The sequence below is a fragment of the Glutamicibacter sp. MCAF14 genome (genome assembly GCF_052114325.1).
In the GTDB taxonomy this organism is placed as follows: domain Bacteria; phylum Actinomycetota; class Actinomycetes; order Actinomycetales; family Micrococcaceae; genus Glutamicibacter; species Glutamicibacter arilaitensis.
This window is the reverse complement of the sequence record NZ_JBFREO010000002.1, coordinates 579,729-599,216: the sequence shown is the minus strand read 5'-3', so window position 1 is coordinate 599,216 and position 19,488 is coordinate 579,729. Positions and strand designations below refer to the sequence as shown.

19 protein-coding genes are annotated in these 19,488 nt (G+C 59.4%); 10 read left to right on the top strand and 9 right to left on the bottom strand.

What is annotated here, in order from left to right; all coding sequences use genetic code 11:
* Nucleotides 1-11: 11 nt before the first annotated feature.
* The 6 genes from AB4Y71_RS05350 (at nucleotide 12) to AB4Y71_RS05325 (ending at nucleotide 7,400) form a co-directional block, all read left to right on the top strand.
* Nucleotides 12-716 (top strand): SDR family NAD(P)-dependent oxidoreductase, encoded by a 705-nt coding sequence (locus AB4Y71_RS05350; RefSeq protein WP_441718461.1) that lies wholly within the window; start codon nucleotides 12-14, stop codon nucleotides 714-716.
* Between the two features lie 81 nt (nucleotides 717-797).
* Nucleotides 798-1,859: a threonine aldolase family protein gene (locus AB4Y71_RS05345; RefSeq protein WP_441718459.1), complete on the top strand. Its 1,062-nt coding sequence runs from the start codon at nucleotides 798-800 to the stop codon at nucleotides 1,857-1,859.
* 61 nt (nucleotides 1,860-1,920) lie between these two features.
* A complete protein-coding gene (locus AB4Y71_RS05340) occupies nucleotides 1,921-2,559 on the top strand; it encodes a DUF3000 domain-containing protein (RefSeq protein ID WP_013349326.1) in 639 nt (212 codons plus the stop codon).
* Between the two features lie 46 nt (nucleotides 2,560-2,605).
* Complete coding sequence (locus AB4Y71_RS05335) at nucleotides 2,606-3,856, top strand: HRDC domain-containing protein (protein WP_441718456.1); 1,251 nt, start codon at nucleotides 2,606-2,608, stop codon at nucleotides 3,854-3,856.
* A 159-nt stretch (nucleotides 3,857-4,015) separates the two neighbouring features.
* Entirely contained in the window at nucleotides 4,016-5,266 is a 1,251-nt protein-coding gene (locus tag AB4Y71_RS05330; RefSeq protein ID WP_441718453.1) for a thiolase family protein, read from the top strand.
* A gap of 10 nt (nucleotides 5,267-5,276) precedes the next feature.
* Nucleotides 5,277-7,400, top strand: coding sequence for a 3-hydroxyacyl-CoA dehydrogenase NAD-binding domain-containing protein (locus tag AB4Y71_RS05325; RefSeq protein ID WP_441718450.1), 2,124 nt, complete (start codon nucleotides 5,277-5,279; stop codon nucleotides 7,398-7,400).
* Between the two features lie 244 nt (nucleotides 7,401-7,644).
* On the opposite strand, the gene AB4Y71_RS05320 is transcribed toward AB4Y71_RS05325, so the two are convergent.
* Both AB4Y71_RS05320 and AB4Y71_RS05315 read right to left on the bottom strand, forming a co-directional pair.
* A complete protein-coding gene (locus AB4Y71_RS05320; protein ID WP_013349330.1) occupies nucleotides 7,645-7,776 on the bottom strand; it encodes a putative transporter small subunit in 132 nt (43 codons plus the stop codon).
* Complete coding sequence (locus tag AB4Y71_RS05315) at nucleotides 7,776-9,467, bottom strand: sodium:solute symporter family protein (RefSeq protein WP_134779935.1); 1,692 nt, start codon at nucleotides 9,465-9,467, stop codon at nucleotides 7,776-7,778. The genes AB4Y71_RS05320 and AB4Y71_RS05315 overlap by 1 nt, the downstream gene beginning before the upstream one ends.
* A 997-nt stretch (nucleotides 9,468-10,464) precedes the next feature.
* On the opposite strand from AB4Y71_RS05315, the gene AB4Y71_RS05310 reads away from it, so the two are divergent.
* A complete protein-coding gene (locus AB4Y71_RS05310; RefSeq protein WP_441676854.1) occupies nucleotides 10,465-10,938 on the top strand; it encodes a Rieske (2Fe-2S) protein in 474 nt (157 codons plus the stop codon).
* Between the two features lie 75 nt (nucleotides 10,939-11,013).
* On the opposite strand, the gene AB4Y71_RS05305 is transcribed toward AB4Y71_RS05310, so the two are convergent.
* On the bottom strand, nucleotides 11,014-11,988 hold the full coding sequence (locus AB4Y71_RS05305) for an aldo/keto reductase (RefSeq protein WP_441718509.1): 975 nt from the start codon (nucleotides 11,986-11,988) through the stop codon (nucleotides 11,014-11,016).
* A 135-nt stretch (nucleotides 11,989-12,123) separates the two neighbouring features.
* On the opposite strand from AB4Y71_RS05305, the gene argG reads away from it, so the two are divergent.
* The gene (argG, locus tag AB4Y71_RS05300; RefSeq protein ID WP_441718447.1) at nucleotides 12,124-13,551 is read left to right on the top strand and encodes an argininosuccinate synthase; all 1,428 of its coding nucleotides are present in this window, start codon (nucleotides 12,124-12,126) and stop codon (nucleotides 13,549-13,551) included.
* A 147-nt stretch (nucleotides 13,552-13,698) separates the two neighbouring features.
* Here argG and AB4Y71_RS05295 read toward each other — a convergent pair whose 3' ends face one another.
* From AB4Y71_RS05295 to AB4Y71_RS05270, 6 genes are all read right to left on the bottom strand, one after another.
* Nucleotides 13,699-14,034 (bottom strand): hypothetical protein, encoded by a 336-nt coding sequence (locus AB4Y71_RS05295; RefSeq protein WP_134779932.1) that lies wholly within the window; start codon nucleotides 14,032-14,034, stop codon nucleotides 13,699-13,701.
* 21 nt (nucleotides 14,035-14,055) lie between these two features.
* Nucleotides 14,056-14,535, bottom strand: coding sequence for a GNAT family N-acetyltransferase (locus tag AB4Y71_RS05290; protein ID WP_441676853.1), 480 nt, complete (start codon nucleotides 14,533-14,535; stop codon nucleotides 14,056-14,058).
* Between the two features lie 18 nt (nucleotides 14,536-14,553).
* Nucleotides 14,554-15,123, bottom strand: a complete 570-nt coding sequence (locus AB4Y71_RS05285) for a hypothetical protein (protein WP_134779930.1) — start codon at nucleotides 15,121-15,123, stop codon at nucleotides 14,554-14,556.
* A 56-nt stretch (nucleotides 15,124-15,179) separates the two neighbouring features.
* Entirely contained in the window at nucleotides 15,180-15,770 is a 591-nt protein-coding gene (locus AB4Y71_RS05280) for a DUF402 domain-containing protein (RefSeq protein ID WP_441718444.1), read from the bottom strand.
* Nucleotides 15,767-17,734 (bottom strand): 1-deoxy-D-xylulose-5-phosphate synthase, encoded by a 1,968-nt coding sequence (gene dxs, locus AB4Y71_RS05275; protein ID WP_441676850.1) that lies wholly within the window; start codon nucleotides 17,732-17,734, stop codon nucleotides 15,767-15,769. The genes AB4Y71_RS05280 and dxs overlap by 4 nt, the downstream gene beginning before the upstream one ends.
* Before the next feature lie 117 nt (nucleotides 17,735-17,851).
* A complete protein-coding gene (locus AB4Y71_RS05270; RefSeq protein WP_441696336.1) occupies nucleotides 17,852-18,757 on the bottom strand; it encodes a phosphotransferase in 906 nt (301 codons plus the stop codon).
* Nucleotides 18,758-18,860: 103 nt separating this feature from the next.
* Here AB4Y71_RS05270 and AB4Y71_RS05265 point away from each other — a divergent pair, with 103 nt between their 5' ends.
* Both AB4Y71_RS05265 and AB4Y71_RS05260 read left to right on the top strand, forming a co-directional pair.
* Complete coding sequence (locus tag AB4Y71_RS05265; protein WP_441718441.1) at nucleotides 18,861-19,031, top strand: hypothetical protein; 171 nt, start codon at nucleotides 18,861-18,863, stop codon at nucleotides 19,029-19,031.
* Complete coding sequence (locus tag AB4Y71_RS05260) at nucleotides 19,000-19,449, top strand: class I SAM-dependent methyltransferase (protein ID WP_441718438.1); 450 nt, start codon at nucleotides 19,000-19,002, stop codon at nucleotides 19,447-19,449. The genes AB4Y71_RS05265 and AB4Y71_RS05260 overlap by 32 nt, the downstream gene beginning before the upstream one ends.
* The last annotated feature ends 39 nt before the right edge of the window (nucleotides 19,450-19,488 follow it).

Here is a 19,488-nt window from a genome sequence, read left to right as displayed (position 1 = left end):
GGCTAGAAAATGTGAGCAAAGAAAGAATCTCCGTGAAAGAGACATCCAAACTAGTGCTCATTGCCGGTGCTACTTCCGCCTCCGGCATCGCCAGCGCCAACGCGTTGGTCGATGCCGGAGCGCGTGTGCTTGCAGTGGGAAGCAACCAACAACGGCTCGACGAGCGCCTGGCATTCGCGCACGGGCGCTACGAATGCGACCTCGGAGACTTCGAAGCGGTCAAGCATTTGGCGCTACAGGTCCATGAAGAGCATGGACGCATCGATGCGCTGATCCACCTGGTCGGGGGCTGGCGTGGTGGCAAGTCCATCACCGGCCAAAGCGACGAGGACTGGGACTTCCTTCATCACAGCGTGCTGAGCACCCTGCGCAACACCACCCGGGCGTTCATTGACGATCTGATGGCTTCGGATGCCGGCCGCTTGGCGATCGTCAGTGCCGAAGCTGTACTGAACCCCACGCCTTCCAACGCCAACTACGGTGCGGTCAAGGCTGCTGCCGAGCATTGGGTCAACGCGATCGCGCGCCTGTTCACCAAGCAGGCGGAGCAGGCTGCGGCCATTAGCTGGGTCGTGAAGGCATTGAGCGACAAGTCCCCGGAAGAAGCTCCTGCAGGACACACCCCGGTTCAATACCTCGCCGAGGCCGCGACAGCCCTGCTTGAAAAGCCCGCCGTCGAGCTCAATGGCACCCGTCTCTTGCTTCCCAAGGCCTAACTAGCTGTGCGGGTCTCCCGTCGGAGACCACCTTGGCTTTGCCCACAACTTCATCCCTTGAACGACTAAGGATCATTACAGATGACTTCTCCCCACGACATTTCGGTTCGCGGTTTCGCTTCGGATAACTACTCGGGTGTGCACCCGCGCGTCATGGATGCGATCGCCCGAGCCAACGGCGGCCATCAGATCGCCTACGGTGAAGACCACTACACCGAGGAACTGGGCAACGTCGCCCGCAACGTATTCGGCCCGGAAGCCCAGATCTTCCCGGTCTTCAATGGCACCGGCGCCAATGTCACCGCATTGCAGTCCTTGCTTCCACGCTGGGGTGCGGTCATCTGCGCCTCGTCGGCACATATCAATGTGGATGAAAACGGCGCCCCGGAGCGCGTGGGCGGCTTCAAGCTGCTTCAGGTCGACACCCCCGATGGCAAGCTCACCCCGGAACTGATCGACAAGGAAGCCTGGGGATGGGGCGATGAGCACCGCGCCCAGCCGCTGGCCGTATCGATCACCCAGGCCACCGAGCTGGGCACGATCTACACTCCCGAGGAAATCAAGGCCATCACCGATCATGCTCACAAGCTGGGCATGAAGGTGCATCTGGATGGTTCGCGCCTCTCCAACGCCGCAGCATCCTTGAACGTGCCGCTGCGTGCGCTGACCACCGATGCCGGCGTGGATATCGTCTCCTTGGGCGGAACGAAGAACGGCATCCTGCTCGGCGAAGGCATCCTGACCCTGCGCAGCGAGCTGGCAGCTGACCTGAAGTACCTGCGCAAGATGAACATGCAGCTCAGCTCGAAGATGCGTTTCATCTCAGCCCAGCTCATCGAGCTCTACGGCACCGAGCTGTGGCGCGAACTTGCTAGCCACTCCAACGCGATGGCCACCAAGCTCTCGCAAGCAGTAGGCGACATCGAGGGCGTGGAGCTGGTCTACCCAACCCAGGCCAATGGCGTTTTCGCCCAGTTGCCTACCGAAATCAGCGATCAGCTGCGTGAGCATTTCCGCTTCTACGATTGGGATCGTGCCGCTGGCCAGGTGCGTTGGATGTGCTCCTTCGACACCACCGAAGAAGACGTCGAGGCATTCATTTCCAAGCTGCGCGAGTTGTGCGGGGCCTTCGCCACCGCTTAGCATCCATCCACAGTCGGCGCGCCGTACCCATGCTCGGGTACGGCGCGTTTAGACTCAAATTGTGACCAATGATCGCCCTGCTTCCGTCATCCCCGAGGCCTTTGTCAAAGCCCTCGAAGAGTTGTCGCATGCCCAGGTGCGCAAAGAACTGAAGTTCACCGAAATCCCCGCCCCTGGCCGATTGGCGCCGTTCGCGCTGGCGCTCAGCGGCGATGTCATGGATGTGGTTGCCCCCGGACATGGTCCCGAAGGCCAGGAAATTGGCCGCACCCCCTTCCTGCAACCAGCCGAGCAGCTGGCCACCGGTCGCTTCATCCTCCTTTTCGACCCTGAGGGCCAAGAACTATGGAACGGCCAATTTCGCATCGTCACCTATATCCGAGCCCGCTTGGACCACGAGATGGGACAGGATTCGATGCTGGCTTCGGTTGCTTGGTCATGGCTGGAAGAAGCACTTCGGGAACGCGATGCCTCCTACCATTCCGCTGGTGGTACCGCGACCCGCGTAATTTCTGAATCTTTTGGGAATCTTGCCGGCGAGCAGGACCACATCGACATTGAACTGCGTGCTTCGTGGTCCCCTGACTCTGATCACCTGGGTACCCACCTGAGTGCTTGGGCCGATATGGTGTGCACTTTTGCCGGCCTGCCCCCGCTGCCTGAAGGTGTGCAGCAGCTTCCCCATCGGCGCATGAGCTAGCGACCATCCATGCGGCGGAGCCAAATAGTCCTAGAATGGAAGCACCATGCCGAATTCTGACTCTTCCGCTCCTGCATCATCCACCACGGCCCCTGAGGCTGACCAACCGGTCCTCACGCCACTCACGGAGCCACGTGATGGCATCCCAGAAGTCATCGACACGGCACCAGCCTTGCGTCGAGCAGTCCGCGCCTTGGAAGCTGGCACCGGCGACTTGGCAGTGGACACCGAACGAGCCAGCGGATTCCGCTACGGCCAGCGCGCCTTCCTCCTGCAGATCCGCCGAGAAGGATCCGGAACTTGGCTGGTTGATCCAGAAACCCTCGATGATCTGAGCCCACTGCGGACTTTCGTTAACGCACAGCCATGGATTTTGCATGCAGCCACCCAGGATTTGCCTTGCCTCCATGAATTGGGCATGTCCCCCACCGCGCTGTTCGATACCGAACTGGCCGGCCGCTTGGCCGGCTTCCCACGCGTCTCCCTAGGCACCATGGTGGGTGAATTGCTCGGCCTCCAGCTGGCGAAGGAGCATTCGGCGGTGGATTGGTCCACTCGCCCATTACCAGAGTCATGGTTGAACTATGCAGCACTGGATGTCGAAGTCCTTGAAGAGCTGCGCCAGGCCATCACCGCCACCCTTGAGGAGCAGGGCAAGCTTGAATTCGCCATCCAAGAATTCGAGCATGAACGAAACCTGCCAGATCCAGTGCCGGCCGATACCCCATGGCGCAAGCTGTCGGGCATCCATAAGCTCAAGAGCCGCCGCAATCTTGCGATAGCTCGCGAGCTGTGGCTTTCACGCGAATCCTTGGCCCGCTCCCGCGACGTTGCACCAGGGCGCTTGATCCCGGACCGCGCCATCATGGCAGCTGTTGAAAAGCGCGCCACTTCCGTGCCAGCACTTTTGCAGATACCAGGCTTCCACACGCGCAACGCCAAACGCGACGCCGCACGCTGGGTCGATGCGATCCAACGCGGCCAAAGCACCAAGGACCTGCCAGACTTGCGCGCTTCAAAGACCGGCCTGCCACACCCACGCGCCTGGGCCGAAAAGAACCCGGCCGCGGCGAACCGCTTGGAAGCTGCGAAGCTGGTTATCAATGAAGTCAGCGAGCACTGGAATATTCCCGGCGAGAATCTACTGACCCCCAAGTATCTGCGTGAGCTTTGCTGGAACGCGCCAACGCGCATCAGCGAAACCAGCGTGCGCGAGAAACTGCAGACCCTGGGTGCCCGAGCATGGCAGCGGGACCTGCTTTCGGCAAAGCTGGCAGAGGCGCTAAAGCAGAGCTAAACCGGTTTTTTCGAGGAATTCATCCACACTTCTTGGATATTCGAGGTGCAGCACTTGCACTTCAAGTTACTACTGAGTAACGTATGTTTCAGGTCACAGTGATGCTGGCCACTGCCTTGCTCTAGCGGGCAGCATGAAACTACCCCAAGGAGCCCGACGGTGAGTGCCAACGCTTCGACCGCGCGCAACAACGCGCATCCCTCGCTCAACGACCGCGATATCGTCTTCATCGACGGTGTACGCACCCCATTCGGCAAAGCCGGCGAGAAAGGCATCTACCACGGAACTCGCGCCGATGACCTGGCGGTCAAGGCCGTACGCGGCCTGCTGGAGCGCAATCCGGAAATACCCGCCGAGAAGATCGATGAGATCTCCATTGCCGCAACCACCCAGTCCGGAGACCAAGGCCTGACCCTGGGCCGCACCGTCGGCCTGCTCTCCGGCATCCCGAAGTCCGTACCCGGCTTCGCCATCGACCGCATGTGCGCTGGCGCGATGACCGCAGTCACCGCCACCGCCGGCGGCATCGCCTTCGGCGCCTACGACGTAGTGATCGCCGGCGGCGTGGAGCATATGGGCAACCACCCAATGGGTGCCGGTGCCGACCCGAACCCACGCTTCCTCTCCGAGCGCATCGTGGACCCGCAGGCGCTGAACATGGGCAACACCGCAGAGAACCTGCACGACCGCTTCCCGCAGATCACCAAAGAACGCGCTGACCGCTACGCAGTTTCCTCTCAGGCCAAGCTCGCCAAGGCCTACGAGAACCAGCAGATCCAGGCTGACCTGATCCCAGTGGCAGCCAAGCGGCCGGGCGAAGGCTGGGCGGTCAACACCGTTGACGAGCCGCCACGGCCAGAGACCAGCATGGAGTCATTGGCGCAACTGCGCACCCCATTCCGCGCCCACGGGCACGTGACCGCCGGCAACGCGGCAGGCTTGAATGACGGCGCCACCGCCGCCCTGCTTGCCAGCGGTGCTGCGGTGCGCGAGCTGGGGCTGGCGCCGAAGATGCGCATGGTCTCCTTCGCCTTCGCCGGCGTAGAGCCAGATGTCATGGGCTACGGCCCGGTCCCGGCCACCGAAAAGGCACTGGCCAAGGCAGGCTTGGGCATCGAAGACATCGGCCTGTTCGAAATCAACGAAGCCTTCGCCGTCCAGGTGCTCTCATTCCTGGACTACTACGGCATCGACCAGGATGACCCACGCGTGAACCGCTACGGCGGAGCCATCGCCGTCGGACACCCACTGGCTTCCTCGGGCGTGCGCCTGATGTCCCAGTTGGCCCGCCAGTTCTCCGAAGACCACTCGGTGCGCTATGGCATCACCACCATGTGCATCGGCTTAGGCATGGGCGGCACCATTATCTGGGAAAACCCAAACCACGCGGACTTCGGCAGCAAGGCGTAAGGAAGAAACAATGACTGCATACAACGAAAACTTCAAAGTCGTCGCCGAACTGATGCACGACGAGACCGTCACCCATTCCTTCGTCAAGGATGTGGCTTTGCCAAGCGGCAAGACGCTGGCGTTGCTAACCTTGGATAACGGCCTGGACCACAAGAAGCCAACTACCTTGGGGCCTAACAGCCTGTTGGAACTGCGCGCCGCTTTGGAAGTGCAGGCCGAACGCGCCAAGAAGGGCGAAATCGATGCCTTGGCCATCACCGGAAAGCCATATTTCCTCATCGCCGGCGCCGACCTGTCGGCCGTTACCCGCCTGAGCGCACCAAGCGAAGCAACCGCCATGGCTTCTCTGGGTCACTACACCTACGAGCTGCTCGCTGATTTGGGTGTTCCTACCTTCGCTTTCATCAACGGCCTGGCACTTGGCGGCGGCCTGGAAATCGCACTGGCCTGCAACTACCGCACGGTGAGCACCACCGCCGGCGCCTTGGGCTTGCCAGAAGGTTTCCTCGGCCTGATTCCTGGGTGGGCTGGCGTCTATCGCCTGCCGCGCCTGGTCGGCCCGGAGAACGCGATGAAGGTCATGATCGAGAACCCGCTGAGCAACAACCGCACCCTCTCGGGTCCGGCGGCTGCCAAGATGGGCGTGGCCGACGCATTGTTCGAATCTGCTGACTTCATCGAGCGTTCCATCGGCTTTGCTGACGGGGTCATCTCCGGCACCACTGAAGTCAAGCGTCCTAATGCCGTAGACCCAACCGATCCGGAAGTTGCCCGCCGCTGGCTGGAAGCAGCCGATGCAGCCGAGCAATTCGTGGATGCCAAGCTCTCCGGTGCCGCTCCGGCGCCATACAAGGTGATCGAAGTCTTCCGCAAGGCCATGACCATCTCGCAGCAGGAATCTGCTGTGCTTGAGGTTGAAGCGCTGACCGGGCTGATGAGCACCCCGCAGTTCCGGAACACCGTCTACGCGTTCTTGGATCTGGTCCAGAAGCGTGGCAAGCGCCCGGCCGGTGCACCGGATCCGAAGCTGGCCCGCCCAGTGACCAAGGTGGGCGTTGTCGGCGCAGGACTGATGGCTGGCCAGCTGGCATTGCTCTTTGTCCGCCGGTTGAACGTGCCGGTAGTCATTACCGATTTGGACCAGTCGCGCGTGGACAAGGGCCTTGCCTACATCCACGGCGAAATCGATAAGCTGCACGCCAAGGGCCGGATGAGCCAGGATGCGGTGAACCGCACCAAGGCGCTGGTCACCGGTTCGGTCACCAAGGAAGCTTTCGCGGATGCCGACTTCGTCATTGAAGCCGTCTTCGAAGAGTTGAATGTCAAGAAGCAGGTCTTCGCCGAGGTTGAAGCCGTGGTCTCCCCCGAGTGCATCCTGGCCACCAACACCTCCTCGCTTTCGGTGACCGAAATGGGCCGCGACTTGAAGCACCCAGAACGCTTGGTTGGCTTCCACTTCTTCAACCCGGTAGCAGTGATGCCACTGTTAGAAATTGCTGCCACGCAATGGACCAACGATTCTTCCTTGTCCACCGCATTCGTGCTGGGCAAGAAGCTGAAGAAAACCACGGTGAAGACCAAGGACGCCGCTGCGTTCGTCGTCAATCGTGTGCTGCTTCGCCTGATGAGTGAAGTCCAGGCAGCATTCGATGAGGGAACCGACGCGAAGACTGCTGATGCGGCACTGACCCCAATGGGGCTTCCAATGAGCCCGCTGACCCTTTTGGCCATGGTGGGCCTACCGGTGGCACAGCACGTCAACGAATCCTTGAACGCCGCCTTCGGCGAACGTTTCACGGTCTCGGCCAACTTGCAGAAGCTGATCGACGCAAAGATCACCACCCTGTGGGTCAAGGATGAAGCTGGAAACCAGGTGCTGAACCCTGAAGCCGAGAAGCTGATGACTTTCGGTAATCGGCCTTCAACCCAGGAACAGATCCTGACTCGCGTTCAAGATGCGCTGGCCCAGGAAATTGGCCTCTTGCTGGATGAAGGCGTCGTAGCTGAAGCAGCCGACGTTGATCTGTGCATGATCACCGGTGCCGGCTGGCCGATGCATCTAGGCGGCATCACCCCGTACCTGGATCAGGTCGGAGCCTCCGAACGTGTCAACGGCAAGAAGTTCAACGGCTGATACAACCAAGCCGTCTAGGGTTGCGATGTTCCTCCCTGAGCATCGCAACTAAATAAGGCGCTGGGATTGCTTACCTCACAAGGAAAGTCGGTCCCAGCGCCTTGCTTTATGCACTGGCCTCGTGCAAAGTTTCCGTTCAACAGGCCAATTATCCTGCACTAGTTTTAAAGCACGTACCCCGCATCGCTGTCATGGCGGTGCGGGGTACGTGTCTTCTAGGAGGAAGCTAGGCCGGGTTCAGGCATCAAATGATGTCTTCTCCATTGCGTCGAGCTTCGATCCATTCCTGGATGAAGCCCTTGCTGATGAAATACAGCACACCTAGCACGATCACTGGCCATATCAAGAGGTACAGGCTCAAGAAGAAAGTCGTCATTATTTGCCTCCTAGGTTCTTTGCATTGGTGGTTACGCCACCAGCAACAAGTGGGAGATCTTCGGTGTCGAAGTCGCCGGTACGTGATGCGATGACGTCAAAGTCGAAGTCCATCTTGGACCTGAATGACATGAAGTAGCAGACCATCGTACTCACCGCGTAAGCGACCAGCGAGGCGCTGAGCGTGGTGTAATCGCGCAGGAACCCGAAGACGAATGGGGCACTAGCCAGCATGGCGATGACACCGACAATTTTGGCAACGCGCAGGCCGAAGAATCCGAAGCACATCAGGGCCAAGACCACGCCGATGCCGATGACGGAGAGCAGCTCGACAAGGAAACCGGTGACCCCATTCATTGGGATCAGTTCGAAGCGCACTGGGATGAAAATCGCCAATGCCACCAAGACCGAAACGGTGAAGGCCTTGTTGGTGACCTTCTTCCAGTAGAAGCTGGCCAAGACGGGGAAGACCAATGCGCCCCACAGTGCACCCACGAAGACCAACAGGTCCAGGATATTCAGCTGCATGCTTGCGAAGGCGACAGCCAACGCGGTAGCAACCACCATGGTGATGCGGCCAATCAACAGCATCTTCTTCGGATCGGCCTTTTCCTTGCCGGCAACGTTCTGCCCGTAAACATCGGCCATCATGATCGAGGACAGGGCAGACAAGTCCGAGTCGGCCGTCGAGGACAGCGCGCCAATGATCATGATGAAGAACAACGCCAGGAGAATGCCCGGCAAGTAGCTTGCAGCCATCTCAGGGATGAGGTTGTTCATGTCCCCTCCACTTGGTTCGAAACCGAGGTAGAGGGCGAGCACACCGAGCATGCCGACACCGATCACCATTGCGCCATAGCCGATGGTTGCGGTGATGAAGGTCGGCTTGATCAGGTCCTCACGGACTGCAAAGAGCCGCTGGGCAATGGTCTGGTTGCCGATGGCATACGCCAGAACTGCAGCAATGTACGGTGCACCCTGGCCCAAGAAGGCTTCAGACGAGAAGAAGCTCGACTGCTGCGGGGTCAGGTTGTTCGCGCCAGTTTCGAAGGCTGCTGGGAATCCGGCAGCGAAGAAGATCACTGGAACGATGATTGCTACCGCTCCGAGCATGGCGACAACCTGAACGAAGTCGGTGAGCACCGAAGCGCGGAAGCCGGACCATAGAGTGTAGAGCAATACGCCACCGGCCACGGCCAGGACGCCCTGGATGAAGTTGAATGGTGAAAGCATCGAGATCAAGACGCCGCCGGCGATGAAGTTGGACATCAGAGAGATGACTGAGCCGACGATGTTCGATCCGGCAAGCATCAGCTGGCTGGAGCGGCCGTGACGGACGTGCATGACTTCGGCGAGGGTGTGCGCCCTTGGCGCGACTTTGCGGATTCGCTTGCCGAACGGGTAGATGAACAGAATCATCAACGCGCCCCATAATCCGTAGTGGATCGGGCCGGAGATTCCGTAAGTGTACCCGGAGGTAGCTGAGGCGTACATCGAAGAAGCCCAGATCCAGGTGGCGGTCATGCTGGCAGCAGAAATGCCGAAACCAATTTTGTTTCCGGCGGTCATGTAGCCGTCGGCATTTTCGTTTTTCTTCCCGATCCTGGTGGAGATCAGGAAGGTTCCTCCGTAGAAGAGCACTAGTAATAAGACTACAGTTAGGGCGCTGAACTGCATTATTTCGTTATTCATGCGCCACCTCCCTCTGATAGACGGTGATGAGATACGCGCCGGGCACTAGATGCTCAACCGGCGATTTATCCTGCACGTCGTCTTGCGAGATGTCATCGCAAGGGGTGTTTTACAGCTGACGCGCACAAGCCCCTGGGCCCATGAATCACTTCCCTACACTCAAGTTTCGTTCGTTTCTCATTCGTATCGTTCATCCCTAGCAATGGGAGCGCCTGTTTCTGAGTCCAGCTCAGAGCTTGGCAATTTTGGTTTCACAACGTGAATCCAGACCCGGGATATTGCCTGCATCAAATTGCGGCATTCCAGGTGTGCGCGCGTTGCGCTTCGGGCCATTCAAGCGGAACATTCGTCCTGGCGAATGACACCTGTTTCCATAGGAAGCCTGCTACCTGGAACTCAACACGCGAATACGGCGTGGAGTAACTCAGACGGCGTTTTGACGCCGAACAGGTGAGCAGTTAATGACATTCCGAAAACAGATAATCCAACTAACTACATTCAAATATTAGCATGAATGCAAAGATATTCGAATCAGTTCTTTCAAATCCCCTTTCTCCGCTAGCTCGGAGCCAACGAACTGACGGGGCAGAGTTCAATAATTCGAGCGAATATGGCAGTCCAATACCACTGCTTCCCAACTGGTAATTGTGCATGCACTTAGTGTGAGCAAAGAACAAATATTTCTCTGAATTCTGGGGTTTTTGGATGTTTAGGATGACGTTGCGGCAGCGTTGAGTCACGCACCGGGCGAACCTAGAGTCCGGCTTGCCTGCCTCCGCCTGCGCCGTCCGCTGGAGTCCGTTGGCAGATCCGCCCCACGGCATAAGCGGCCACCGGTGCAATTACACACTGCATAAATATGCATTGCGTCCGATAGCCAAGGAGTTAACGGCAAATGAACATCAGGAGAATGCCAGTCCCTCTCCCCCAAACCGATAGCTCCACCCGCACAGCGTCGACTTAGCGATGGAACAGAGATCTCTGCCAGAATGGGATTATGACTGACATTGCCCGACCAGCTCGTCGCACGTTCATGTGCGCTTCGGCAGCACTTGGTTCTGCCGCTCTTCTCACCGCTTGCGGTGATGGACATTCTGAAGCAGATGTCCCTGATGCGTTTCCTATTCCCGAGCCGAGCGGCGAGGGGCAGGCCCTGATGAAGGCCAAGGACCTTCCTGCGGGTTCGCGCGCACTGGCCCCGGCCAAAGACCCGTCTGGAGAAGATGTAGGCGTACTGCTCTTCCGCAAGGACGAAGAAACGGTATTGGCCTACTCGAACATCTGCACCCATCAGGGCTGCGCGGTCTCCCCGAAGTCAAGCAAAGACGATTTCTACTGCGCCTGCCACGGCTCGCGTTTCGCGCCAGCTGACGGCACGGTCACGAACGGGCCGGCTATCGCAGCTCTGCCACGCTATGCCGCTGCGATTGAGGGCGAGGATATCGTCGCGTACATCACCGCCAGCCAGTAGCTTCCAACAGCTGCCCAAGCGCAAGAGGCTGAACCCCATTTGGGGTTCAGCCTCTTGTGTTTCCCGGTGACTTGCCTAGAACAAGGCAACCTTGTCCGGGGCCGGGAAGATCTCATCAAGCTGCGTTAGCTCCTGGGCAGTTGGCACCCAGCGCACGGCGGTAGCGTTGTCGCGGATCTGCTCAGGACGAGTTGCACCGGCGATCACGGAGCTCACTGGCGACTGCGCGGCCAGCCATGAGAATGCCAATTGGATCGGGGTCAGGTCTCGCTGGGCAGCGAAATCGGCGAATTGATCCAATTGCCCGAAATCGCTGCTCTGCACCAGATGCTGGCGTGCATGAGTCAGCCGGCTTCCTTCAGGCGCGTACCCCTTGGAGTATTTTCCGGTGAGCAGTCCGTTGGCCAACGGGAAGTAAGGGAGCACGCCCAGCGAAAATTCCCGAGCCGCGGGGAGGACTTCGAGTTCAGCACGTCGATCGAGCAGGTTGTAGTGATTCTGTGCAGAGATGAAGCGCTCCGTGCCCAGCTCCCGCGCAACATACTCGGCCTGCGCAATCTGCCAGCCGGAACGGTTCGAATGCCCGATGTAGCGGACCTTGCCACTGGCCACCAGCTCGTCCAAGGCCCGCAAGGTTTCTTCGATGGGAGTGTTCGCATCCGGGGTATGGAACTGGTAAAGGTCGATGTAGTCAGTTCCTAAGCGCTCCAGCGACGCCTCAACGGCTTTGACGATATAGCGGCGTGATCCTCGTGCATTGAAATCTGGCCCATTAACGCCGCGCATGTCCATCCCGAACTTAGTGGCCAAGACGATGTCCTCACGAGCACGTCCCAGCGCCTTGCCCAGACGGATTTCAGAGAGCCCTGGCTCCTTGCCATACATATCTGCAACATCGAAGAGCGTAATACCTGCGTCAAGTGCCGCGTGGATTACCGCATCGGTCCCCTCCTGGGATTCGGTGGCTGTACCGGCACGGCCAAGATTGTTGCAGCCCAGCCCCACGACGGAAACACTCAAGCCACTGCGGCCTAACTGGCGAAATTCCATGGACACCTCATCTGTTGCTTTGATCTTCCGCTTCACTGAGCGACGTTATACCCATAGGCTATCTGGTAGGTAGATGTGCTGAAGATTTCACAGCACAATTCACTGCATTGCATATTTATCCATTAGGATGGAAACATGTCTAAAGTTCTTACCAATCTCCCTGTAGGCGAGCGCGTAGGTATCGCGTTCTCCGGTGGCCTCGACACCTCGGTGGCAGTAGCCTGGATGCGCGACAAGGGCGCCATCCCTTACACCTACACTGGCGACCTCGGCCAGTACGATGAGCCAGATATCGACGCAGTACCTGGCCGTGCATTGGAGTACGGCGCAGAGAACTCCCGTCTGGTTGACTGCAAGCCTGCTCTGGTTGAAGAAGGCTTCGCAGCACTTGCTTGCGGCGCTTTCCACATCCGCACCGGCGGCAAGACCTACTTCAATACCACCCCACTGGGCCGCGCCGTCACCGGCACCCTGCTGGTACGCGCCATGCGCGAAGATGGTGTGGATGTCTGGGGCGATGGTTCGACCTACAAGGGCAACGACATCGAGCGCTTCTACCGCTACGGCCTGATGGCCAACCCGAAGCTGCGCATCTACAAGCCTTGGCTTGACCCCAACTTCGTCGCCGAGCTCGGTGGCCGCCAGGAAATGTCCGAGTGGCTGCAGGAGCACGGTTTCCCTTACCGTGATTCGGCTGAGAAGGCATACTCCACCGACGCCAACATCTGGGGCGCAACCCACGAGGCGAAGACCCTGGAACTGCTCAACAGCTCCATCGAGTCCGTTGAGCCGATCATGGGCGTGAAGTACTGGGACGAGAACGTCGAGATCAAGACCGAAGATGTTTCGGTCTCCTTCGTTGCCGGCCGTCCGGTTGCCATCAACGGCAAGGAGTTCACCGATTCGGTGGCTCTGGTCAACGAAGCGAACATCATCGGTGGACGACACGGCCTGGGCATGAGCGACCAGATCGAGAACCGCATCATCGAAGCCAAGTCCCGCGGCATCTACGAAGCACCAGCAATGGCGCTGCTGTACCTCGCCTACGAGCGCCTGGTCAACGCGATCCACAACGAGGACACCGTAGCCAGCTACCACAACGAAGGCCGCCGTCTGGGCCGCCTGATGTACGAAGGCCGCTGGTTGGATCCACAGGCCCTGATGCTGCGCGAATCGCTGCAGCGCTGGGTAGGCTCGGCCATCACGGGTACCGTTACCATCCGCCTGCGCCGTGGCGATGACTACACGATCCTCAACACCGAGGGCGAGAACCTGAGCTACCACCCGGACAAGCTGTCCATGGAGCGCGTTGGCGATGCAGCCTTCGGCCCAGTGGATCGCATCGGCCAGCTGACCATGCGCAACCTGGACATCGCGGATTCCCGCGGCCGTCTGGAACAGTACGCCACCATGGGTCTGGTCGGTGGCACCACCGCTGAACTCGTTGGTTCGTTGGAAGCCGGTGGCGCTGATGACATCGTGAACGCAACCCAGGTTGATGTCGATGATCTGGCTACCGACCGCGCTATCGAGTCCGCTGCATTCGATGCAGGCACCGACTAAGCGCTAAAGCCTAGCTAGAAGATCGGCCAGGTTCTCCCCTTGCGGGAAGAACCTGGCCGATCTTTCTTTTTGCCCGCAAATCCCTTCTGGAGAGAAAAATAGTCCCCGACGTGCAAGACGCCGGAGACTCCCCTGAACTGGAAGCTATTAGCTCTCTATCAAGGCCAGCAGAGGGCTCACCGCAATGGTGAAACCGACCAGGGAAATGAGCCGAAGTACCAAACGTACGCGAGCGCCTTGCTTGGTATTTGGCTCCGGCAACCGGAACCCTTGTTCAACGATCCACACCAGAATGGTGATGACTACGCCGGTCAGTGCCACCTGCGCTGTAGCCAGACCGGAAAGCAGGGACACCACTCCGACGCCGATGATGACACCGACGCAGGCCTGAAAAACCAGATGCAAAGGCGTACGGGTTGCGCCCATCCGAGGGGCTTTACGCTGAGCGCCAGGGGTCTCGTCCCGGTCTTCTTGTGGAATCATGTCTCCTATTTTCCTGCTCGTTCAAACTTGTTCCTGCGCGTAGCCGCGAAGGGAAGCCAAATTCTTGGACAGCAGCACGCCGCTGCCCCCATTAAAAACCACCGTGCCGAACCGGGCAGCCCTGGCCACTTCCTCGAAGCCCAGGGAGCGGGCTAGCGCCAATGACGCGGTATTCTGCACATTGACCACGCACCAGGCCTTCGGAGCGCGTTGGGCAATCCATGCCAGCCTGGCCTCGGAGAGGCTGCGAGCAGCCCCGCGTTGCTGGTGGTGGCGGATGATTTCTATCCCGCCCAGATAGTATCCGGCCGGTGCCACTGGATCGTCCGGCTCCCACCAATGAGCTCTGGCCCAACCCAGCAGTTCTCCGGAGCTGGTCTTGATGACCAATTGGCATTCTGCTGCGCCCCAGAGCTCGGGCGCGGCTTGGCGCCCCAGGCTTTCCGAGAGTCTGCGGATAGCCAGGTAATCCGCTTCCTGCATTGGCTGCGGCGTAAGCATTGGACTAGTGCGCGCTGATTAGTCGACGTTCATCGGCTTGGGTGGCATTGGATGTGCCATCTTCAGCTTGGACAGATCAGCATAAGGGGCCACGCCAATGCTCAGCTTGGTAAAGTCCAGCTTCGCTTCGCGAATGCAGGTCTTGATCGCTGGGACGGCGAGCTTCGGTGCTGGCGACAGTACGCGGATGTTGAGCTTGCGAGTGCTGAAATCGCTGGATTCCACGGTACCCAGGCCACGCCATGCCAAATGGCCGGTCAGCGCTTCCTTGGCCTTCTTCTCCAGGTACTGGTCGCGCTCGGTGCCGCTGGCGGACTTCAACGCATACTGGACGATAATCCATGACTGGTCCTCATCCTTGATTTCTTCGTAGCCTTCCTCCGCGCAGGCTTCCATGAAGCCAGCGAACAGCTGGTCAGCACGGTCATTGTCGACGTCCTGCACATCGCTGGTTTCCGACATGTGGCCAACTACGCCGTGGTTGATGACGAACTGGCCCACCTCGTCATCTTCGAACTGCTGGAACCACGCTTCGCGGAACTGCAGTACATTCTTCTCGTCCAAACGGTAGGTGCGAACAATCGCCATGGGTTTTCCCTTTTCAAGGTCGGTGAATCAATCAAGTATGAAAGTTTGAACAGCTTCTAGGCTGTCGGAAGGTCCGCGACTTTAGCTAACCATAATTCTCGATGCGAGTGGTTGAACGGAGCTGCATTATGCGCCACAGATTCCAAGAGCTCTTCACTGGTTTCGCGGATGGAAGCTTGCAATTTCTGCGGATACCCCATGGACACCGAGTGCTCCGCGAACTCGTCCTCGTCATCAAGGAAAGTCCCTTGGCTGCGAGAACGGATGACATCCAGATCCAGGTCGATGGAGTTCACTTCCCATGAACCACGTTTCATCTGGAGCCAACCGATGTTGGTGGACAGATCGACGTAGACATCGAAATCCTCGGCGGCATCTGCATACATCGTGGCTACCCAGTCACCGCGATGCGGGATCAGGCACAGTGCGTTGGTAGCGGCCAGGTGCGCGGTTCCCGGGCGGGCAACCAGCGATCCTGCTGGCTGGTGCAGCCAGTGGCCATATTCGTCATGTCCCAAGTAGAAGCCCGGGACGACCCAATGCGGGTTTCCGTCGAACTTCCAGGCACGCGCCACTACGAGCGCACCGAAGTCGATGGCTTGCGGGCTGCGGGGCAATCCTGCTTGGACGCCGGTGAAGGCACTCACAGCTTCGGGATCTGCCCGGTGGGAAGGTCTTGTCCGGGCAGCGGCCGGGCGAAGGGAACCTTGGTGCCAAGAACCTGTGCGAGCGTGTCGCGGGCTACCTGCTGAGCTGTCAGACCCACACGTTCAAGAACTTCTGAACGGGTACCGTGCGCCAGGAATTCTGTTGGCAAGCCGACTTCGTTCAAAGCCGTGTCGACCCCAGCGGCGCGCATCCCGGTACGCAGGCGCGAGCCGACGCCGCCGGCACGCACGCCATCTTCAATGCAAACCACAATGCGGTGGCGGGCGGCTAGGGAGATCACTGACTGAGGCATCGGGAGCACCCACCGCGGGTCAACAACCGTCACCGATACGCCCTGGCTGTTCAGGCGTTCTGCAACGTCCAGCGAAAGCTCGCTCATGGCACCGACCGAAACGATCAGCACATCGGGAGCCGCGCGATCGCCCAGTCGGGCGAGCACGTCCACGCCGTCGGGCAGGCGGTCCACAGCCTCGATGGGTTCACCCACCGAGCCCTTGGAGAAGCGCACGACGCTTGGTGCGTCATCGATGTCCAGGGCTTCACGCAATTCCTCGCGCAAGCGATCGGCATCTCGCGGGGCTGCAAGATGCAGGTTCGGCACAATCTGCGTCAGCGCCATATCCCACATGCCGTGGTGGCTGGCACCGTCCGGGCCGGTGACCCCGGCACGATCCAGCACGATGGTGACTCCGGCCTTATGCAGGGCAACGTCCATCAGCAACTGGTCGAAAGCACGGTTCAGGAAGGTTGCGTAGACGCAGACCACCGGGTGCAGACCGCCAAAGGCCAGGCCGGCCGCGGTGGTCATCGCGTGCTGTTCGGCGATGCCCACGTCGATGACGCGTTCTGGATGTTCTTGGGCCATGGCCTTCAGACCGACCGGCTGCAGCATGGCTCCGGTGATCGCCACGATGTCATCGCGCTCATTGGCGACCTTGGCTATTTCTTCGCCGAAGACGCTGGTCCAGCTCTGTGCGCTGGGCTTGGATACCGGCAGTCCGGTGACCGGGTCGATCACGCCGACCGCATGGAATTGGTCCGCTTCGTCGGCGCGGGCTGGCGCGTAGCCGTGGCCCTTTTCGGTCAGGGCGTGCACGAGCACTGGACCTGCATACTGCTTAGCCTGCTGCAGTGCTTCTTCAACTGCGCGCTGGTTGTGCCCGTCGATCGGGCCGATGTACTTCAGGCCCAGGTCCTCGAACAGGCCCTGCGGCGCCCACCAGTCCTTGATGCCCTTCTTGGTGGCATGCAGGGACTTGTAGGTGAAATCGCCGACCGGTCCGGAGCCCTTGAGCTTGTCCTTGAGCTTGTCCATGGCGTTTTCATACGCCGGGTGGGTGCGGAACTTGTCCAGCTGCTGGCGCAGGCCCGAGAGCTGGTTGGCTAGGCCGCCGATGGTCGGCGCGTAGGAGCGGCCGTTGTCGTTGACCACGATCACGGCCTTGCGGTCCTTGTCCGCTGCGATGTTGTTTACCGCTTCCCACGCCATGCCACCGGTCAGGGCGCCATCGCCCACCAATGCCACTGCGTAGCGGTCGTTGTTGTTCATCAGCTTGTTTGCCCGCGAAATGCCGTCAACCCACGAAAGCGATGAGGAGGCATGGGAGGACTCGACTACGTCGTGTTCGGATTCGCCGCGGTCCGGATATCCCGACAGGCCGCCTTGCTGGCGCAGGGTTTCGAAGTTCTGCCGCCCGGTGACCAGCTTGTGCACGTAGGACTGGTGTCCGGTATCGAAGACGATGGAATCAGTTGGGGAATCGAAGACTCGGTGGATCCCCAGTGTCAGTTCGATGACTCCGAGGTTTGGGCCCAGATGCCCACCGGTGCGGGCGACATTGTCGATGAGGAAGTTGCGGATTTCATCTGCCAAGTCGTCGAGCTGTTCGAGGGTAAGCGCCCGCAGGTCGCTTGGTTTTTTGATGGTCTTCAATAAAGACACGTTCATCCCCTTCACAAATTCGCCGACAGTAGGCTTGAATGCCTATGCGAAATACCTAGTTTACCGCGTTCAAGGCTTCTTTCATTATCCGCCAACCATCTTGCCGGTGCTAATTTCCTAGCAATGACGTTCACTACCTTCTGGAAGCTGTGACCGGCTCTGTCCATTTTCCATGCGGGCAAGCGTATCAGCCAGCATTTGGTGTCCCTGGGCTTCAAATACCTCGTCACCGACTTCATGAGCCCAGACCGCAGTTCCGATCCCTTCGCGCAATTCCATGATCCCCCAGGCCTTTTCCTCTCGCGGGTCGCCGCCGTATCCGCGCAGGAACGCAGCTTCCAAATCCGCACGCCCTTTCCACTGTTGCACCGCTAGCCGCGCGAAGTCGCTGGCAGCGGGACGGAATTCGAATCGGCCGAAGTCAATGATGCGAAGCTTGCCGCGATCAACGAGCCAGTTGCGCGGTTGCCAATCTCCATGGGTTGGCACCAAGATGGCAGGTTTCGGATCGTAGTTTTTGAGGATGTTCTCGATCCGCTCGCAGAGCGCTGGTTCAATGCGATGCTTGCGGTCTAAGAGCAGGAGGAACTTGCGCGTCAGCCGCGCTTCGTAGCCATGATCCAGTTGTTGTTCTTGTGCATGCAGGAGCTTGAGCGCACTGCCCGCCTGCTGATGGACTTCCGGGTCGAATTCCCAGGCCGTTCCTGCGCTTAGTTCCCCGGGCTGGTAATCCATGATCGCCAAGCGCAAGCTGTGACTTGCGTGCAGCAGCTGTGCTGCCAGTCCTGCATTTTTCAATGGCCCGGTGTAGCTGCGGTGGGCTAGGATCTCTCGGTCCAGATGGTGGTTGGCTTCTCCCCCGGTCTTGGCTACGACATGACGTGTTCCGGCCCGCAAATGCAGGACCTTGGTGTCGGTGAGGTTCCATGACATGTCGGCCACGACGTCAACCGGGCCAAGCCACTGGCGTATCTGCTGTGCGTGCGCTGATGGCAGCAAGTCTTCAAGCGCTGGAGCAGCCATCGATCAATCCTCCTCATAGTTTGGAATCACTTGGTTGCCGGAGATTTTTGGGGTGCCTGGCAAAGATTCTCCCCTGCCAGTGGCAGCTCGCTAGGCTGGTTGCATGGACATTCCTGAGCGCACCGGTGAAACTGCCTACCGATATTCGCAGGTAGCAGAAGCCTACATCGATATGTTTGGGGCGCCAGAGCAGGCGGAGGATCAAGACCGGGAACTGATTGCGCAGTGGGCCGCACAGATCCATGGTCCAGTACTTGACGCTGGCTGCGGCTGATGCTCATCGGTGCGCCACTGGCGTTGATCTTGTGCCCGAGTTCTTGGAATATGCGCGTGCAAACTTTCAGAAACCAGAATTCCTGCGCGCTGATCTGGCGCACCTGCCATTTGACGATCAGCATTTTTCCGGGGTGCTCGCCTGGTATTCGGTAATCCATGCTCCACCGGCCGAGCTAGGACCGCTGTTGAATGAGCTGGCCCGGGTGCTGAAACCAGGCGGAACGCTCTTGCTCGGATTCTTTGCCAGCGATCAGCTGGAGGCCTTTGCGCACCAAGTCGCCCTGGCCTGGTGTTGGCCTCCGGCGGATCTAACGCTGCTCTTGGAACAGGCCGGACTGAAGGTGCTTCAGGCCGGCACCCGCACTCGGGCAGAAGCTCGCACCCATGGGCATCTGCTAGCGCAAAAGCGGGCTTAAACGACTTAGGACCCAAGGCAATTGCCTTGGGTCCTAAAT

Excerpts from the sequence above, each read along its gene's own strand:
- AB4Y71_RS05345 (WP_441718459.1), top strand. The coding sequence starts at position 798 with ATGACTTCTCCCCACGACATTTCGGTTCGCGGTTTCGCTTCGGATAAC.
- AB4Y71_RS05335 (WP_441718456.1), top strand. The coding sequence starts at position 2,606 with ATGCCGAATTCTGACTCTTCCGCTCCTGCATCATCCACCACGGCCCCT.
- AB4Y71_RS05325 (WP_441718450.1), top strand. The coding sequence starts at position 5,277 with ATGACTGCATACAACGAAAACTTCAAAGTCGTCGCCGAACTGATGCAC.
- AB4Y71_RS05320 (WP_013349330.1), bottom strand. The coding sequence starts at position 7,776 with ATGACGACTTTCTTCTTGAGCCTGTACCTCTTGATATGGCCAGTGATC.
- AB4Y71_RS05315 (WP_134779935.1), bottom strand. The coding sequence starts at position 9,467 with ATGAATAACGAAATAATGCAGTTCAGCGCCCTAACTGTAGTCTTATTA.
- AB4Y71_RS05310 (WP_441676854.1), top strand. The coding sequence starts at position 10,465 with ATGACTGACATTGCCCGACCAGCTCGTCGCACGTTCATGTGCGCTTCG.
- AB4Y71_RS05305 (WP_441718509.1), bottom strand. The coding sequence starts at position 11,988 with ATGGAATTTCGCCAGTTAGGCCGCAGTGGCTTGAGTGTTTCCGTCGTG.
- argG (WP_441718447.1), top strand. The coding sequence starts at position 12,124 with ATGTCTAAAGTTCTTACCAATCTCCCTGTAGGCGAGCGCGTAGGTATC.
- AB4Y71_RS05295 (WP_134779932.1), bottom strand. The coding sequence starts at position 14,034 with ATGATTCCACAAGAAGACCGGGACGAGACCCCTGGCGCTCAGCGTAAA.
- AB4Y71_RS05290 (WP_441676853.1), bottom strand. The coding sequence starts at position 14,535 with ATGCTTACGCCGCAGCCAATGCAGGAAGCGGATTACCTGGCTATCCGC.
- AB4Y71_RS05285 (WP_134779930.1), bottom strand. The coding sequence starts at position 15,123 with ATGGCGATTGTTCGCACCTACCGTTTGGACGAGAAGAATGTACTGCAG.
- AB4Y71_RS05270 (WP_441696336.1), bottom strand. The coding sequence starts at position 18,757 with ATGGCTGCTCCAGCGCTTGAAGACTTGCTGCCATCAGCGCACGCACAG.
- AB4Y71_RS05265 (WP_441718441.1), top strand. The coding sequence starts at position 18,861 with ATGGACATTCCTGAGCGCACCGGTGAAACTGCCTACCGATATTCGCAG.
- AB4Y71_RS05260 (WP_441718438.1), top strand. The coding sequence starts at position 19,000 with ATGGTCCAGTACTTGACGCTGGCTGCGGCTGATGCTCATCGGTGCGCC.